Source organism: Saccharopolyspora terrae (genome assembly GCF_004348435.1).
In the GTDB taxonomy this organism is placed as follows: domain Bacteria; phylum Actinomycetota; class Actinomycetes; order Mycobacteriales; family Pseudonocardiaceae; genus Saccharopolyspora; species Saccharopolyspora endophytica.
Genome location: NZ_SMKS01000027.1, coordinates 63,717 through 80,197, shown reverse-complemented (window position 1 = coordinate 80,197; position 16,481 = coordinate 63,717). Strand labels below are relative to the sequence as shown.

Below are 16,481 nucleotides of genomic sequence, written 5' to 3'. Positions count from 1 at the left end.
GCCCTACACCCCACGCCACAACGGGAAAATCGAACGCTACAACCGAATCCTGGCCGAAGAGTTCCTCTATGCCCGCGTCTGGACCAGCGAGCACCACCGCACCGCAGCCCTAGCGATCTGGAACGTGCACTACAACTACCATCGGCCACACACCGCCGCCGGAGATCAGCCACCAGCATCCCGACTCCCCACCGGCGTCACCAACGTCACGGCCTCATACAGCTAGCCGAGACGGATCGTTGACCGCAACGACCCTGCTCGGCTCGCCGGAAGGGTTCTGCCGGATCAGAGATTGGTTGCGAACCTCTGCGAGGCGTGTGGTGAGGTGACTTGGGCTCCGTGATCAGGCCCAATGAGGTGGGGAGGTGCCGACCATGCACGAGTTGATCGAGGAGAAGCGCGATGAGATCGAAGCGCTCTGCCGGATGCTCTCAGTGCGTCGCCTCGACCTCTTCGGTTCGGCGGTGGGGCCGGCGTTCGACGTCGACAGCAGTGACGTCGACGTGCTGGTCGAATTCGCGGTTGGTCCTGGGTTCGACTACTTCGGCACTTACTTCGATCTAAAAGAGGGGCTGGAGAACATCCTCGGCCGTCCGGTCGACCTGGTCAGCGCTACGGGCATTCGAAACCCCTACTTCAAGCAGCAGGTCCTGGACTCCAGGGAACTCCTCTATGCAGCGTGACGTTCGGACATACCTCTGGGAAGCGCTCCAGGCCGCAGAACTCGTCGGCGAGTTCACCAAGGGGTGAAGACTTCGCGTCGTACCAGGCGCAAGCCATGGTGCGGTCGGCTGTCGAGCGGCAGTTCGAGATCATCGGGGAAGCTCTGAACCAGTTGTCGAAAGCCGATCGGGAGCTCGCCGAGAAGACCCCTGACCTACCTCGAATCGTGGCCTTCCGGAACATTCTCATCCACGGGTACGCCACGGTCGACGACGCTTTGGTGTGGCAGGTGCTCACCGACAGGCTTCCTCCTCTTTCCGATGTGTTGAGGAAGTTGCTGGAAGCCTGACGGCGCTTGGTCTCACCGCTTGCGGTAGGTGAGGTGCACGACGCCGCTGTTGAAGGGCCTGGAGTCGGTCAGTTCGAACCGGGACGGGGAGAACTCGCCGTCGAACAGCGGAATTCCCGCGCCCGCCACCACCGGGTGCAGCTTGATGATCAGCTCGTCGATCTCGGGTCGCAGCGCCGCTGCGAGCTGCCCGCCGCCGCACAGCCAGATGCCCGCGCCCGGTTCGCGCTTGAGCTCGCGGACCTTCTCCAGCGGATCGGTGGAGACGAATTCCACCGTCGGGTCCGGGGTTTCGGTGATGCTGCGCGAGAACACGATGCTGCGCAGGTGCCGGTAGGCGTTGGTGATGCCCTCGCGCATCCCGATCTCCCAACTGCCTCGCCCCTGCAGCATCGTGTCGAAGTGCTCGTTGGGCACGCCGTCGAGACCGAACATCGGCCGGACGTGCGAGGGCAGCAGTTCCGGGAATTCGGCGCGCAGGAAATCGCCGTGGTCGCCCTCGTGCAGGAAGAAGTCGGGATTGCCGTTGTCCGGGCCGGTGATGCGGCCGTCGATCGTCGACGCGATCATGTAGGTCAGTTCTCGCACTTCAGCCCCCTCGTGATCCTCGATGACCATAGCGGCGCAGCGATGAGTTCCGCGGTCCTTTTTCGTCTACCTCTTCGACAAGTCCGTTCGAGGAGGTCTGCGTTGATCGATCTGACACCCGCCTGCCGACGGCTGGCCGTGCTGCTGAGCGCCGTGACCGACGAGCAGCTGGACCTGCCGACCCCGTGCTCGGAGTACGCGGTCCGCGGCCTCATCGCGCACGTCGACGAGGCCGCGCAGGGGTTCACCGCGCTGGCCTCGTCGAAACCGGGCCCCGGCGACGCCCGCTCGCACGTGCTGGAGCTGGCGAAGGCGTGGTCCGCTCCGGCCGCTTGGGAAGGCGAGACCGAAGTGGGCGGAGTCCCGCTGCGCAACGAGGTCTGGGGACGCATCGCGCTCACCGAGGTGGTCGTCCACGGCTGGGACCTGGCGCAGGCCATCGGAGCGCCGTTTCACCTGCCCGAGGACACCTTGCGGGCGTGCTGGGCCCACGTTCGGGTGTTCGTGCCCAGCGCTCCGCTGCCGGAGCTGTGGGGGCCTCCGGTCGAGGTCGCCGACGACGCGCCGCTGCTGGACCGGATCGTCGCCATGACCGGACGTGCGCCCGGCCTCAGCGAGCGATGTGCTCGTTGAGCGGAACGCCGGGATCGCCCAGGGCCTGGCGGTCGATGGTGGTGCCGGAGGTGATGAGGGTCTTGATCTGCTCGGTGACGTCCCAGATGTTGACGTTCATGCCCGCCAGCACCCGACCCTCGGAGAGCCAGAAGGCGATGAACTCGCGGGCTTCGACGTCACCCCGGAACAGCACCTCGTCGTACTCGCCCGGCTCGACGAATCCGAGGTACTCCATGCCCAGGTCGTACTGGTCGGTGAAGAAGTACGGCAGCTCGGAGTAGGTGGTGTCGCCGCCGAGCATCGACGAGGCGGCGACGGCGGGCTGGTTGAGGGCGTTGTTCCAGTGCTCGACGCGGATCTGCTTGCCCAGCAGCGGGTGGAAGGCGTTGGCCACGTCGCCCGCGGCGACGATGTTCGGGTCGCCGGTCCGCAGCGTGGCGTCGACCAGGACGCCGTTGGAGACGCGCAGCTTCGCCTCGGCGGCCAGTTCCACGTCCGGATCGGCGCCGACCGCGATCAGCACCGCCTGGGCGTCGATCTCCAGCCCGTCGGTCAGCCGCACCCCGGTGACCTTCCCCGACGGCGCGAGGATCTCGTCGATCGCGGTGGTGAAGCGGAAGGACACGCCCTGCTCGCGGTGCATGGCGGCGAAGACCTCCGCGACCTCGCGGCCGAGGACGCGCAGCAGCGGCAGCTCGGCGGTCTCCACCACCGTCACGCCGACACCGGCCTGGCGGGCGGCCGCGGCGACCTCCAGCCCGATCCAGCCCGCGCCGACCACCACCAGGTCCTCGATGCCTGCCAGGGCCTCCTTGATGCGGTCGGAGTCGCCCACCCGGCGCAGGTGCAGCACGCCTTCGGCGTCGTGGCCGGGGACGGGGATCGAGCGGGGATGGGCTCCGGTGGCCAGCATCAGCTTGTCGAACTCCAGCCTGGTCCCGTCGGCGAGCTCGACCTGCCGCAGCGACCGGTCGATGTGCCGCGCGGAGCTGTTCAGGCGCAGGTCGACGCGGTTGTCGGCGTACCAGGTCTCGGGGTGCACGTAGGCGGCGTCGAACTCGGTGCTGCCCATCAGGTACTCCTTGGACAGCGGCGGTCGCTCGTAGGGCCGGTGCGCTTCATCGCCCAGCAGCGTGATCCGCCCGTCGAACCCCTGGTCGCGCAGCGCCTCGGCGCCCTTGGCCCCGGCCATGCCGGCGCCGACGATCACGAAACTCTCCGAATCTCCCACCCCCGAAGCGTCCTGCCGCCAGGGGAACCGGGCAACCGGAGCCGACGAGGACCATCGCCGTCGACGACCTGGTCGAACACGACCACACCGAGCAGCCTTCCCGAGCGAACGCCCTGACTTCAGTGGAAACCGGCCCCACGATTTCAGTGGAAACCGGACTTCCGATTTCAGTGGAAGTCAGGACCCGGATTTCAGTGGAAACCGGGCCCCCGACTTCAGTGGAATTCCGGGTTCGGGTTTCCACTGAAATCGGGTCGACCGAGGTGGGGTGGGGATGGTGAACCCGCCCTGCCGGGGGCGTGGCCGGCGGGGCGGGCTCAGGGATTACTCGGTGACCGCGTCGAGGGCGTCGATCAGGCCCGCGCCGTAGAAGCCGGCTCCGGTGGAGCCGCCGGTGCAGACCGCGTCGACGACGCCGTCGCCGTCCCCGTCGTAGTCCTTCGGGCACGGCAACGCGTCGGACTGGTTGTTCAGCGCGCCGATGACCTGCTGCGCGGTCCACTCCGGGTGGGTGCTGCGCAGCAGGGCGGCGACGCCCGCGGCGTGCGGGCCCGCCATCGAGGTGCCCTGCATCCATCCCCAGCCACCGCCGGGAACGCTGGAGAGGATCCGGCCGTTGGCCGACGGCGTCTGCGGGATCTGCCGCGCGTCACCGCCCGGGGCGGTCACCGAGATCGAGCCGAGGCCGTAGTTGGAGTAGTACGACTTGACCGCGTTGACGCCCACAGCGGACACCGACACCACGCCCGGCAGCTCGCCCGGGAGGATGCGGCAGTCCGGTCCGGTGTGGCGGTCCTGGGTCGGGCCGCCGTTGTTCGGGCTGTTGGTGTCGTGGATCGGCTGCGAGAGGTCCCAGTTGCTGTTGCCCGCGGAGACGACGTTGACCACGTCGTGGCCCTCGGCGTAAGCGACGGCGCGGCGGACCGCCTCGGCGGCGGCCTTCTGGTCCGGGTCGCTGTCGCACCACAGGTACCAGGGGTCGACGAAGTAGGAGTTGTTGGTGACGTCGAAGCCGTGCTCGGCGGCCCAGATGAACCCGCAGATCGCGTACTCGGGGTAGATGAACCCGCCGTCGTCGATCACGCGGACCGAGGCCAGCGTGACGTTCGGGGCCACTCCGGCGACGCCGACGCCGTTGCGCGCGGCGGCGATGGTGCCCGAGACGTGCGTGCCGTGGTCCTGCGTCGGGTCCTGCGGCTGCCAGGCCTCCTGGCGCTGGTCCGGCACGCCCTCGTTGACGCAGCTCACCGAGCGGGAGACGTCGAGGTTCGGCGCCAGGTCGGGGTGCGTGGGGTCGATGCCGTAGTCCAGCACGCCGACGGTGGTGTCCTTGCTGCCCTGCGAGATCGCGTTGGCCTGGTCGGCCTTGATCTGCGGCAGGTCCCACTGGTCGGCTTCCAGCGGCTCCTTGCCGTCGGCGGCGAAGGTGCCGACGCCGTTCGCGGTGCCTTCCAGCGTTTCCAGCCGGTTCGACTGGGCGGGCGGCAGCTGCTCGGCGAGGTTGCGGCTCGCGCCGGCCTGCTCGACGCCCGGCTGCTGCCGGACGTTGGCCGCGAAGGCCGGGTCCGGTGAGGACGCGACGACCACGCCGATCTGCGGCCAGCTCTGCACGACCGCACCGCCGACGGCGCGCACCGATTCCTCGGTCTGCGCGAGTCCGTCACCGACGGGGCCGACGACCACGAAGTGCGCGGGAACCGCCGAGGTGGCGGGCGCTTCTGGCGCGGAGCCGAGGAGCCCGGCGGGTAACAGCAGGGTCAGCGCGAGAGCCGAGCCTGCGATCCGCAGCGAACGGCCTCTCCTACTTCTGCGTGACAACTTGTCCCTCCTTGGAGACGAAGAATGGTTCACCCAGTGATATTCGTCCGGATTTTGCGCCTGATTCGGGGATAGGCGGCAGGGCTCAATGGAGTAATTGCGTAGCCGAAAGTGAGGGACTGCGCACGCAGATGACGGCTGGGCAACAACTTCGAGCCGACTTAGAGTCGTCAGGTGTCGGTTGCAGATTTGAACATCACCCCGCCGGAACAGACCCCCAGCTCATCGGCGATGCGACGTGCGCTGCGCCGCGCCACCGACGGCGTCTCGCTCGACGCCACCGAAGCCGCGGTTCTGCTCCACGCACGCGGCGATGACCTGGACAAACTCCTGACGGCGGCCGGAAAGGCGCGCGACGCGCACCTGGTCGCCGAGGGACACCCGGGCGTCGTCACCTACAGCCGCAACGTGTTCATCCCGCTGACCAGGCTGTGCCGGGACCGTTGCCACTACTGCACTTTCGCCACGGTTCCGCACAAGGTGGAATCGGCCTTCCTGGAACGCGACGAGGTCCTGGAGATCGCCCGTCAAGGCGCCGCCGCGGGCTGCAAGGAAGCCCTGTTCACCTTGGGAGACCGCCCGGAGGAGCGCTGGCCGGCCGCCCGCGAGTGGCTGGATGCGCGGGGCTACTCCTCCACGGTGGACTACGTCCGCGCCTGCGCGATCGCGGTCCTGGAGGAGACCGGCCTGCTGCCGCACCTGAACCCGGGAGTGCTGTCCTGGTCGGAGCTGACCAGGCTCAAGCCGGTCGCGGCCAGCATGGGAATGATGCTGGAGACGACCTCGGAGCGGCTCTGGAGCGAGAAGGGAGGCCCGCACTTCGGCAGCCCGGACAAGGAACCGGCCGTCCGCAAGCGGGTGCTCACCGATGCCGGACGCGTCGCGGTGCCCTTCACCAGCGGAATCCTCATCGGCATCGGCGAAACCCGCACCGAGCGGGCCGAATCGCTGCTGGAGCTGCGGCAGAGCGCCCGCCAGTACGGGCACATCCAGGAAATCATCGTGCAGAACTTCCGGGCCAAGCCGGACACCGCCATGCGCGGCATGCCCGACGCCGACCTGGACGAGCTGGCCGCCACCATCGCCGTCGCCCGGCTGCTGATGCCCTCGGGCGTGAGCGTGCAGGCGCCGCCGAACCTGGTCGGCGAGGAGCACCTGCTGATGCTGCGCGCCGGCATCGACGACTGGGGCGGCGTGTCGCCGGTGACCCCGGACCACGTCAACCCGGAACGCCCGTGGCCGCAGATCGACGAGCTCACCGAGCTCACCGGCCAAGCCGGTTTCCAGCTGCGCGAGCGGCTCACCGCCTACCCGCGCTACGTGCGCAAGGGTCTGGCCGGGGACTCGACGCAGTGGCTGGACCTGCGGGTCGCCTCGCACGTCGACGCGCTGTCGGACGCCGACGGCTTCGCCGACCCGGACGCCGAGATCTCCGGCCGCGAGTGGCAGGAGCCGGACGGCGGTTTCGAGTCGATCGGCCGCACGGACCTGCACCGCAGCATCGACACCGACGGTCGCACGGAGGACCGGCGCACCGACTTCGACACCGTCTACGGCGACTGGGACGAGCTGCGCGGCCAGGTCCCGACGGCGGCGTCCCCGGAACGCCTGGACGCCGACGTCAAGAAGGGGCTGCGGCTGGCCGAGTCGGACCCGGCGTCGTTGCTGGAGGAGCAGCACCACGAGGCCGCGATGGCGTTGATGACCTGCGAGGGGCCGGCGATGGACGAGCTCGCCGGCATCGCCGACCGGTTGCGGCGCGAGGTCGTCGGTGACGACATCACCTACGTGGTCAACCGCAACATCAACTTCTCCAACATCTGCTACGTCGGCTGCCGGTTCTGCGCCTTCGCCCAGCGCGAGCGGGACGCCGACGCCTACCGGCTCTCGCCGGAGGACGTCGCCGACCGCGCCGACGAGGCGTGGCGCGCCGGGGCCACCGAGGTCTGCGTGCAGGGCGGCATCGACCCGAGGCTGCCGGTGTCGGGCTACGCCGACCTGGTGCGGGCGGTGCGGCAGCGGGTGCCGGAGATGCACGTCCACGCGTTCAGCCCGATGGAGATCGTCAGCGCCTCGGCGAAGGCGGGCGTGTCGGTGCAGGACTGGCTGGCCGAGCTCAAGGAGGCCGGTCTGGGCAGCATCCCGGGCACGGCGGCCGAGATCCTCGACGACGAGGTCCGCTGGGTGCTGACCAAGGGCAAGCTGCCCGCCGCCGAGTGGATCGAGGTGGTGAGCACGGCGCACCGGCTGGGCATCCCGTCCTCGTCGACGATGATGTACGGCCACGTCGACCACCCGGAGCACTGGCTGGGGCACTTCCGCACGCTGGCCGGGGTCCAGGACCGGGCCCGCGAGCACGGTCAGGCCGGGTTCACCGAGTTCGTGCCGCTGCCGTTCGTGCACCGCAACGCCCCGATCTACCTGGCGGGTCTGGCGCGGCCGGGGCCGACGCGGCGGGACAACCGGGCGGTGCACGCGATGGCCCGGGTCCTGCTGCACGGGCGCATCGACAACGTGCAGACCTCGTGGGTCAAGCTCGGCGACGCCGGGACCACGGAGGTCCTCAGCGGTGGCGCCAACGACGTCGGCGGCACGCTGATGGAGGAGACGATCAGCCGGATGGCCGGATCGGAGCACGGTTCGGAGCGCAGCGTGGAGGAGTTGCACGAGCTGGCCGCCCGCGCGGGACGCACCGCGCGGCAACGCACTACGACATATGGGCGATTGGGTCAGGTGCAGCTCGGAGTCACCGCTGTTTGAGGACCTTACTGCGCCATTTGAGTGTTATTCAGGTCACTAGGTGACGCTAGGTGGGGTCGGCACGGGGTCGGCCCCACCGCTCACCTGCGATGTTGTTGATCATCTACCCGGGGAAAACTACTCAGGTCCGGAAAATATGATCACCCTGTCGTGGTTGGTTTACGCAAGGCAATCACGATCGCAACGGGCGGTCGGTACTGTCCGCCACCGGACCACACGAGTAGAGGGCCCTCCAAAGGGTCAACTTCCGCAGGGAGGCACGCTCTTGCGTAGCCGAATATCTCGCGTGATCAGGCGAGTGTCCGCGCCTGGCGCCGTGGTGGCAACGCTGATGCCGGTCACCACGGGCTTCGCCGAAGCCCAGTCCGAGGTCGCCGTGATGGCGGCTCCGTCGATGGACTCGCTCGGCCCGGTCGGCCTGAGCGCCGTCGTGCTCGGCGTCGCCGGCATGGTCGTCGGGGTCTTCCGCAAGAAGAAGATCCAGCCGGAGAACCAGCGCAAGGGTTGAACCCGGTCCCGCGCGCGAGGCGGCGCTTGCGAGAATCAGCTTCGTGAGCAGCGACAGCCCCGCAACCCAGACCAGCGAACAGTCCGCGGGCCGGCCCCGCGTCCTCTCCGGCATCCAGCCGACCGCCGACTCCTTCCACCTCGGCAACTACCTCGGCGCCCTGCGGGAATGGGTCACCATGCAGGACACCTACGAGTGCTTCTACAGCGTCGTCGACCTGCACGCGATCACCGTCGAGCAGGACCCGGAGCTGCTCCGGCAGCGCACCCGGGTCTCCGCGGCGCAGCTGCTCGCCCTCGGCATCGACCCCGACCGCTCCGCGCTGTTCGTGCAGAGCCACGTCCCCGAGCACGCGCAGCTGTCCTGGGTCCTGGAGTGCATGGCCGGATTCGGCGAGGCCGGCCGGATGACCCAGTTCAAGGACAAGTCCTCCCGCCAGGAGGCCGACCACGTCAGCGTCGGCCTGTTCACCTACCCGGTCCTGCAGGCCGCGGACATCCTCGTCTACCAGGCCGACGCCGTTCCGGTCGGTGAGGACCAGCGCCAGCACCTGGAGCTCACCCGCAACCTCGCGCAGCGCTTCAACTCCCGCTTCGGCAAGACCTTCACCGTTCCGGCGGCCCACATCCCGAAGGACACCGCCAAGATCTACGACCTGCAGGACCCGACCTCCAAGATGAGCAAGTCGGTTCCCAGCGGCGTGATCGAGCTGATGGAGGACCCGAAGCGCTCGGCGAAGAAGATCCGCTCCGCGGTCACCGACACCGGTCGCGAGATCCGCTACGACGCGGAGAACAAGCCCGGCGTCTCCAACCTGCTGGCGATCTACTCGGCGCTGACCGGGCAGAGCATCGCCGAGCTCGAAACCTCCTACGAAGGACGCGGGTACGGCGACCTGAAGAAGGAGCTGGGCGAGGTCGTCGTCGAGTTCGTGACGCCGCTGCAGGAGAAGGTCAACGCCTACCTCACCGACCCGGCCGAGCTGGACAAGGTCCTGCACCGGGGCGCGGAGAAGGCCCGCGAGGTCTCCTCGCAGACCTTGCGCACCGTGTTCGATCGGGTGGGATTCCTTCCTCCGCTGCGCTGAAGTGATCAACTGCGGGTAGCCTGCCACCGTTCGGGGGATAGCCGTTTGGTGGGAGGCGCACCATGGCGGATCAACAGGAGCAACCGGGCCGCCTGGCCCGGTTGCGACAGCGGCACGCGTGGCTCGACCGGTTGATCCGGGCCTTCGGCCGGTACCAGCAGCAGTACGGCGACTACTACGCCGCCGCGATCACCTACTTCAGCGTGCTGGCCCTGGTGCCGCTGCTGATGATCGGGTTCGCGGTGGCCGGCTTCGTGCTGAGCGGAAACCCCGAGCTGCTGGCGAACCTGAAGAGCTCGATCACCACGGCGGTTCCGAGCCCGGCGATGAGCGAGATGCTCAACCGGGTCGTCGACCAGGCCATCAAGCAGGCCGGAGCGGTCGGGATCATCGGTCTGCTCACCGCCCTGTACTCGGGGCTGGGCTGGATGACGAACCTGCGCGAGGCGCTGACCGCGCAGTGGACGCAGATCCCGACACCGCAGCCGATGCTCAAGAGGATGGGCTCCGACCTGCTTTCGCTGCTGGGCCTCGGCCTGGCGATGGCGCTGTCGTTCGGCATCAGCGCGCTGGGCGGCGGGGTCGGACGGCTGCTGCTGGAAGCCGCCGGGTTCGAGCGCAGCGTCATCGCCGGGGTCGTGCTGCGGGTGCTGTCGATCCTGCTGTCGCTGCTGGCCGGGTGGCTGGTGTTCGTGTGGGTGCTGGCGCGGCTGCCGCGCAGCCCGGTGTCCCTGCGCAGCGCGGTCTGGGGCGCGCTGTTCGCGGCCCTGGGGTTCGAGGTCCTCAAGCAGGTCGGCGTGATCTACCTGAACACCGTCACGAACTCGCCCGCCGGTGCCGCTTTCGGCCCGATCCTGGGTCTGCTGGTGTTCGCGAACCTGATGTCGCGCTTCATCCTCTTCGCCACCGCGTGGACCGCCACGGCTTCGGAGAACCTGAAGCCGGATCCGGTCGCGGCTCCGGGCCCGGCGATCATCCGCCCCGCCGTGCGGGTCCGCAGGGGCGCCGGCGTCCGCACCGCAGCAGGCATGATCGGCGCCGGAGCCGTGGCCGGCTGGCTGCTCCGCAAACCCACCAGGTCCCACCGCAGGTCCTGACCGGCCTCGCGGGCGAGACCGGTCAGGAGCGGGTCATCAGGGGTGTTCGGCGCTCTCGGCCGAGGCCTGGCGTCGGGCTTGGGCGAGCTGAGCCCTGCGCCGCCGGAGGAGTACCGCGATGGCGACCGCGACGAGGGCGACCGCGAGCAGGAACAGCGGTCCGGTGACGCTGCCGAAGAACGACGACTGGCCGACACCGACCGCCGCGGGTGGCGGCACGTCGGCCCGCGCGGCCGGGGCCGCTTCGGGGGCGCGGGGTGAGGTCGTCACGAGCTCGCCCACCGAGGTGCCCCTGGGCAGCGAGAAGCCGTAGTCGAGCATCGCCATCGTCTGGTGCGACAGCCGCACCGGCTGGTTCTCGCCGCGCACCATCACCGCCACCAGGCGGCGCCCGTCGCGCTGCGCCGAGCCGATGAAGGTGTGCCGCGCGTCGTCGGTGAACCCGGTCTTGCCGCCCAGGCCGCCCGGGTAGTTGCGCAGCACCTGGTTGTCGCTCCACAGCTCGAACGGCGGCTGTCCGGGAGCTCCTGGCAGGAGCATCATCGGGGTGGCGATGGCGTTGGCGAAGGCGGGTTCGCGCATCGCGACCCGGAAGATCGCGGCCAGGTCGTAGGCGGAGGTGCTCATGCCCGGACCGTCCAGACCGGACGGCGTCGCCGCGCGGGTGTCCAGGGCGCCGATCTCGGCGGCCAGGGCGTTCATCTTCTCCAGGGTCGCCGGTACGCCGCCCATCTTCACGGCCAGCGCGTGCGCGGCGTCGTTGCCGGAGCCCATCAGCATCGCCTGGAAGACCTGGCCGACGCTGTAGGTCATCCCGGGCAGCAGGCCGACGCGGGTGCCCTCCTGGTTGGCGTCCTCCTGGGTGGCGACCAGGGTGTCGTCGAGCTTGAGCTCGCGCAGCGCTGTCAGCGCGGTGAGCACCTTGATGGTGGAGGCCGGGCGCTGCCGGGCGTGCGCGTCCTTGGCGGCGAGGATCTCGCCGGAGTCCAGGTCGGCCAGGACCCAGCCGGCGGCGGAGGCCGCGACGTCCGGCGGCGGGGCGGGCTGGTTCGGAGCGCTCAGCAGCGCGCAGTCGGCCAGCTGGTCACCGCCCACCGGGGTCTCCGGCACCGGGACCGGGGTCGGGGCGGGCTGTCCGGGTGCGGGGACCTCGGAGGTGTCGACCGCGGGTGGTGGTGCTTCGGCGTTGGGGCAGGCGGGCGCCTGCGCTGCGGCGGGCGCGGTGGTCAGCAGCGGGAGGGCGACGAGCAGCGCAGCGAAAACCGGCCAAAACGGCTGTTTCGCACGGGATTTCGTCGAACGATGAGGACGCGGAGGCACACGGGAGAGGTTAACGGGTCAGGTCCATGAACGTTCCCGGAGTAGCGGGCCCGGGCCATCGGGTGAGCCCGGTAACAGCGGATACTCGACCTCGTGACGATTTCTCGCCGAGTTGCGCTGTTCCTGCTGGCCTTCGGGGTCTGGTCCTACCTCCTGTGGCCCACGTTCATGCGCAACATCTGGAACAGCGACCGCTCCTGGGCGCAGGGCAGCCCCACGGCCTACCTGATCGTCCACCTGGTCATCGCCGTGGTCTCCCTCGTCCTGGGCACCATCATCGGAGTCCTCGGCTGGAAGGCCTACCGAGCCACGCGCTCCTGACCAGCCCCGGTCGAACTTCGCGCGAAATTCGACCCGGAACTTTGGGAGTCGAATTTCGCGCGAAATTCGAAAGCTCCCCCCGCGCCCGGGCGTGTGTTGCCAGGTCAGGGTGGTGGCGGTTGGCTGGGGAGTCGAATTTCGCGCGAAATTCGACAGGGCCTCTGGACGTGGCGACGGCGCCCGCCCCCGTGGGGGTGGGCGCCGTCGTGGTCGTGCCGCGTCAGCGGCGGCGGAACATCAGCGCGCGCTTGACCTCCTGGATCGCCTTGGTGACCTGAATGCCACGCGGGCAGGCGTCCGTGCAGTTGAAGGTCGTGCGGCAGCGCCACACGCCGTCGACGTCGTTGAGGATGTCCAGGCGCTCCTCAGCGGCCTCGTCACGGCTGTCGAAGATGAACCGGTGCGCGTTGACGATCGCGGCCGGGCCGAAGTAGTTGCCGTCCGACCAGTACACCGGGCACGACGTGGTGCACGCCGCGCACAGGATGCACTTGGTGGTGTCGTCGAAGCGCTCGCGCTCCGCGACCGACTGGATCCGCTCGCGGGTCGGCTCGTTGCCGGTGGTCTTCAGGTACGGCTGGACCGCCCGGTAGGCCTCGAAGAACGGTTCCATGTCGACGACCAGGTCCTTCTCCAGCGGGAGGCCCTTGATCGGCTCGATGGTCAGCGTGGTCTCGCCGTCCTTGGTGAGCATGTCCTTCATGAGGACCTTGCAGGCGAGCCGGTTGACGCCGTTGATCCGCATCGCGTCCGAGCCGCACACGCCGTGCGCGCACGACCGGCGGAACGTGAGCGTTCCGTCGACGTACCACTTGATGTAGTGCAGCAGGTTGAGCACGCGGTCCGACGGCAGCGTCGGGATCCGGTACGACTCCCAGTGCGGTTCCTCGTCCTGCTCCGGGTTGTAGCGGAGCAGCTTCACGGTGACCATCACCGCGTCGTCCGGGATCGGCGGGGCGTCGTCCGGGAGATCAGACGCTGTGGAGTGGTCCTTGTTCTTTGGCGTGGTGGCGGCAGTCATCAGTACTTACGCTCCATCGGCTGGTACCGGGTGACGGTGACCGGCTTGTAGTCCAGGCGGATGTCGGCCTGGAACCCGGTCAACCCGAGCGGCGCGTTCGGATCTTCGGACTCGGGCAGCACCTTGTACTGCATGCTGTGCCGCATGAAGTTGGTGTCGTCCCGGGAGGTGTAGTCCTCGCGGGCGTGGCCGCCGCGGGACTCCTTGCGGGCCAGCGCCGCGTTGACCAGGGCCTCGGCCAGGTCGAGCAGGAAGCCCAGCTCGATGGCCTCCAGCAGGTCGGAGTTGTACCGCTTGCCCTTGTCGTGCACGGCGATCCGGCCGTAGCGCTCCTTGAGCGCCTGCACGTCCGACAGCGCCGTCTTCAGCGTCTCCTCGGTGCGGTACACCGACGCGTTGGCGTCCATCGTCTGCTGCAGTTCGGTGCGGATGGTGGCGACCCGCTCGCCGCCGCTGGCGGTGCGCAGGTGGTCGACCATGCCCTCGACCAGCTTGGCCGGGTCTTCCGGGATCTCCACGAACTCGTGGCCGTGGGCGTACTCGGCCGCGGCGATGCCGGAGCGGCGGCCGAACACGTTGATGTCCAGCAGCGAGTTGGTGCCCAGGCGGTTGGAGCCGTGGACCGACACGCAGGCGCACTCACCGGCGGCGTAGAGGCCGGGGACCACGTTCTCGTTGTCGCGCAGCACCTCGCCCTGCACGTTCGTGGGGATGCCGCCCATGGCGTAGTGCGCGGTCGGGTAGACCGGCACCGGCTCCTCGGTCGGCTCGACGCCCAGGTAGGTGCGGGAGAACTCCATGATGTCCGGGAGCTTGGACATCAGCAGGTCTTCACCGAGGTGGGTGACGTCGAGGAGCACGTAGTCCTTGTTCGGACCCGCACCGCGACCTTCCAGCACCTCCAGGGCCATCGACCGGGCGACGATGTCGCGCGGCGCGAGGTCCTTGATCGTCGGTGCGTAGCGCTCCATGAAGCGCTCGCCGTCGGCGTTGCGGAGGATGCCGCCCTCGCCGCGGACGCCCTCGGTGATGAGGATGCCCAGTCCGGCCAGGCCGGTCGGGTGGAACTGGTAGAACTCCATGTCCTCCAGCGGCAGGCCCTTGCGGTAGACGATGCCCATGCCGTCACCGGTGAGGGTGTGGGCGTTGGAGGTCGTCTTGAAGACCTTGCCGAACCCGCCGGTGGCGAACACGACGGCCTTGGCCTGGAAGACGTGGATCTCGCCGGTGGCCAGCTCGTAGGCGATGGCGCCGGTGCAGACCTGCTCGCCGTCCGCGCCCTCGCTCATCATCACGTCGAGGACGTAGAACTCGTTGTAGAACTCCACGCCGTGCTTGACGCAGTTCTGGTACAGCGTCTGCAGGATCATGTGGCCGGTGCGGTCCGCGGCGTAGCAGGCCCGGCGGACCGGGGCCTTGCCGTGGTCGCGGGTGTGCCCGCCGAAGCGGCGCTGGTCGATCTTGCCCTCGGGGGTCCGGTTGAACGGCAGACCCATCTTCTCGAGGTCCAGGACCGCGTCGATGGCTTCCTTCGCCATGATCTCGGCGGCGTCCTGGTCGACCAGGTAGTCACCGCCCTTGATCGTGTCGAAGGTGTGCCACTCCCAGTTGTCCTCTTCGACGTTGGCCAGCGCCGCGCACATCCCGCCCTGCGCCGCACCGGTGTGCGAGCGGGTGGGGTAGAGCTTGGTCAGCACGGCGGTCCTGGCGCGCTGGCCGGACTCGATCGCCGCGCGCATCCCGGCGCCACCGGCGCCGACGATGACCACGTCGTACTTGTGGAATTGCATGGTCGCCTCCTCGGGCTGTGGCGGGACCCGCGTCCGGCAGCCAACGGCTTGCCACTGCTAGCGGCCTCGCCACGCTGTGGTCTCTGCGGCGCTAGCCGATGTTCGGGTCGAAGGTGAAGATCACGAAGCTGCCCAGACCCACGGTCAGCAGGACGGAGACGTACAGCAGCATCTTCAGCCAGAAGCGTGTGCCGTCTTTGCGGGAGTAGTCGTTGATGACGGTACGAAGGCCGTTGCCGCCGTGCAGGCCGGCCAGCCACAGCATCGTCAGGTCCCAGAACTGCCAGAACGGGGAGGCCCAGCGACCCGCCACGAAGGCGAAGTTGATCTTGTGGACGCCGCCGTCCAGGAACAGCATGATCAGCAGGTGGCCCAGCACCAGGAACAGCAGGACCACGCCGGACAGGCGCATGAACAACCAGGCGTAGAGCTCGAAGTTGTTGCGGCGCGCTGCGGGCCGGCTCGGGGTGCGCGGCTTCTCCACGGCGAGAGGTGCGTCGGTGACGGACATTGGCGCTTAACCCCCGAAGATTTCCGTGACGGCGCGGGTGAGCATGCTGATCGCGGCCGGGACCATCAGGACCAGCCAGAGCACGAGCACGGTCCAGAGCATGGGCTTCTGGTACTTCGTGCCCTGGGACCAGAAGTCGACCAGCATGACCCGGATGCCGTTGAACGCGTGGAAGAGCACCGCGGCCAGCAACCCGAGTTCGAACAGGATCATCAATGGGTGCTTGTAGGTCTCGATGACCGTGTCGTACGCGTTCGGCGACACCCGGACGAGCGCGGTGTCCAGGACGTGCACGAACAAGAAGAAGAAGGTGAGTACGCCCGTGATCCGGTGGGCGACCCACGACCACATGCCCAGATCGCCGCGGTAGAGACGCCCCTTGGCGCGCACGGTTTCGGCGTGCGCCGGTGCGTCGGCCGCGGAGGCGGTGGTGCTGGCCATGGTGGAAGGCCTCCAACCTCGCTGGTGGACTGGCGGCCCCGCGTTCGGGAACAGGGGCGGCCGGCCCCGAGTTGCAGTTTGTCCCAAACGATGTTGGGTGCACGCCCGTCACCGGCCACGAACTGGGGCCTTGACGAATTGGATGCTAGACCCGACTAATCGCCACGGCCTACTCGCCCGAGCCGTCTGTGATCGACCAGACAAGCCGCGCGCACCTGTTAATCGAGTAAGAAATCATTTCGTGACACGCGAGCAATGCACAAGCAGCAGCGTCAAGCCTTAATTTCGAGAGTCACGTCACCGGCTGACGTGCACCGCGCACGGAGCGCGCTGATCCACCCGAAAGTGGATCTTCGCTCGG

General features: G+C 68.6%; 17 protein-coding genes. 9 read left to right on the top strand and 8 right to left on the bottom strand.

Features of this window, described 5'->3' with window-relative positions; genetic code table 11:
- The 3 genes from E1181_RS16850 to E1181_RS16840 form a co-directional block, all read left to right on the top strand.
- The coding region (locus tag E1181_RS16850; RefSeq protein WP_132675837.1) for an integrase core domain-containing protein at positions 1-226 on the top strand (226 nt) is incomplete at its 5' end.
- Positions 227-374: 148 nt separating this feature from the next.
- Positions 375-683: a nucleotidyltransferase family protein gene (locus tag E1181_RS16845; protein WP_132675835.1), complete on the top strand. Its 309-nt coding sequence runs from the start codon at positions 375-377 to the stop codon at positions 681-683.
- Positions 680-1,012, top strand: a complete 333-nt coding sequence (locus E1181_RS16840; protein ID WP_235876823.1) for a HepT-like ribonuclease domain-containing protein — start codon at positions 680-682, stop codon at positions 1,010-1,012. The genes E1181_RS16845 and E1181_RS16840 overlap by 4 nt, the downstream gene beginning before the upstream one ends.
- Before the next feature lie 12 nt (positions 1,013-1,024).
- Here E1181_RS16840 and E1181_RS16835 read toward each other — a convergent pair whose 3' ends face one another.
- Positions 1,025-1,600, bottom strand: coding sequence for a dihydrofolate reductase family protein (locus E1181_RS16835; RefSeq protein ID WP_132675833.1), 576 nt, complete (start codon positions 1,598-1,600; stop codon positions 1,025-1,027).
- Positions 1,601-1,702: 102 nt separating this feature from the next.
- Here E1181_RS16835 and E1181_RS16830 point away from each other — a divergent pair, with 102 nt between their 5' ends.
- Complete coding sequence (locus tag E1181_RS16830; protein ID WP_132675831.1) at positions 1,703-2,233, top strand: TIGR03086 family metal-binding protein; 531 nt, start codon at positions 1,703-1,705, stop codon at positions 2,231-2,233.
- Here the strand turns inward: E1181_RS16830 and E1181_RS16825 are convergent.
- Both E1181_RS16825 and E1181_RS16820 read right to left on the bottom strand, forming a co-directional pair.
- Positions 2,211-3,425: an NAD(P)/FAD-dependent oxidoreductase gene (locus tag E1181_RS16825; protein WP_268952474.1), complete on the bottom strand. Its 1,215-nt coding sequence runs from the start codon at positions 3,423-3,425 to the stop codon at positions 2,211-2,213. The genes E1181_RS16830 and E1181_RS16825 overlap by 23 nt on opposite strands.
- Positions 3,426-3,770: 345 nt before the next feature.
- Positions 3,771-5,264, bottom strand: a complete 1,494-nt coding sequence (locus E1181_RS16820; RefSeq protein ID WP_235876822.1) for a S8 family peptidase — start codon at positions 5,262-5,264, stop codon at positions 3,771-3,773.
- 174 nt (positions 5,265-5,438) lie between these two features.
- Here E1181_RS16820 and E1181_RS16815 point away from each other — a divergent pair, with 174 nt between their 5' ends.
- From E1181_RS16815 to yhjD, 4 genes are all read left to right on the top strand, one after another.
- Positions 5,439-8,024: a bifunctional FO biosynthesis protein CofGH gene (locus E1181_RS16815; RefSeq protein ID WP_132675827.1), complete on the top strand. Its 2,586-nt coding sequence runs from the start codon at positions 5,439-5,441 to the stop codon at positions 8,022-8,024.
- Positions 8,025-8,322: 298 nt separating this feature from the next.
- Positions 8,323-8,532, top strand: coding sequence for a hypothetical protein (locus E1181_RS16810; protein WP_132622680.1), 210 nt, complete (start codon positions 8,323-8,325; stop codon positions 8,530-8,532).
- A 43-nt stretch (positions 8,533-8,575) separates the two neighbouring features.
- Entirely contained in the window at positions 8,576-9,619 is a 1,044-nt protein-coding gene (gene trpS / locus E1181_RS16805) for a tryptophan--tRNA ligase (protein WP_132675825.1), read from the top strand.
- A gap of 62 nt (positions 9,620-9,681) precedes the next feature.
- Positions 9,682-10,716: an inner membrane protein YhjD gene (gene yhjD, locus E1181_RS16800; RefSeq protein WP_132675823.1), complete on the top strand. Its 1,035-nt coding sequence runs from the start codon at positions 9,682-9,684 to the stop codon at positions 10,714-10,716.
- Between the two features lie 36 nt (positions 10,717-10,752).
- On the opposite strand, the gene E1181_RS16795 is transcribed toward yhjD, so the two are convergent.
- A complete protein-coding gene (locus tag E1181_RS16795; RefSeq protein WP_132675822.1) occupies positions 10,753-12,036 on the bottom strand; it encodes a D-alanyl-D-alanine carboxypeptidase family protein in 1,284 nt (427 codons plus the stop codon).
- Positions 12,037-12,129: 93 nt separating this feature from the next.
- On the opposite strand from E1181_RS16795, the gene E1181_RS16790 reads away from it, so the two are divergent.
- Positions 12,130-12,357, top strand: a complete 228-nt coding sequence (locus E1181_RS16790) for an SCO4848 family membrane protein (RefSeq protein WP_132675821.1) — start codon at positions 12,130-12,132, stop codon at positions 12,355-12,357.
- A 220-nt stretch (positions 12,358-12,577) separates the two neighbouring features.
- Here the strand turns inward: E1181_RS16790 and E1181_RS16785 are convergent, their stop codons facing one another.
- The 4 genes from E1181_RS16785 to sdhC form a co-directional block, all read right to left on the bottom strand.
- Entirely contained in the window at positions 12,578-13,288 is a 711-nt protein-coding gene (locus tag E1181_RS16785; protein ID WP_235876825.1) for a succinate dehydrogenase iron-sulfur subunit, read from the bottom strand.
- A gap of 89 nt (positions 13,289-13,377) precedes the next feature.
- Positions 13,378-15,168, bottom strand: a complete 1,791-nt coding sequence (gene sdhA / locus E1181_RS16780; RefSeq protein ID WP_132675819.1) for a succinate dehydrogenase flavoprotein subunit — start codon at positions 15,166-15,168, stop codon at positions 13,378-13,380.
- A 91-nt stretch (positions 15,169-15,259) separates the two neighbouring features.
- Complete coding sequence (locus E1181_RS16775; protein WP_132675818.1) at positions 15,260-15,679, bottom strand: succinate dehydrogenase hydrophobic membrane anchor subunit; 420 nt, start codon at positions 15,677-15,679, stop codon at positions 15,260-15,262.
- 6 nt (positions 15,680-15,685) lie between these two features.
- Complete coding sequence (sdhC, locus tag E1181_RS16770) at positions 15,686-16,120, bottom strand: succinate dehydrogenase, cytochrome b556 subunit (protein ID WP_132675817.1); 435 nt, start codon at positions 16,118-16,120, stop codon at positions 15,686-15,688.
- Positions 16,121-16,481: the final 361 nt, after the last annotated feature.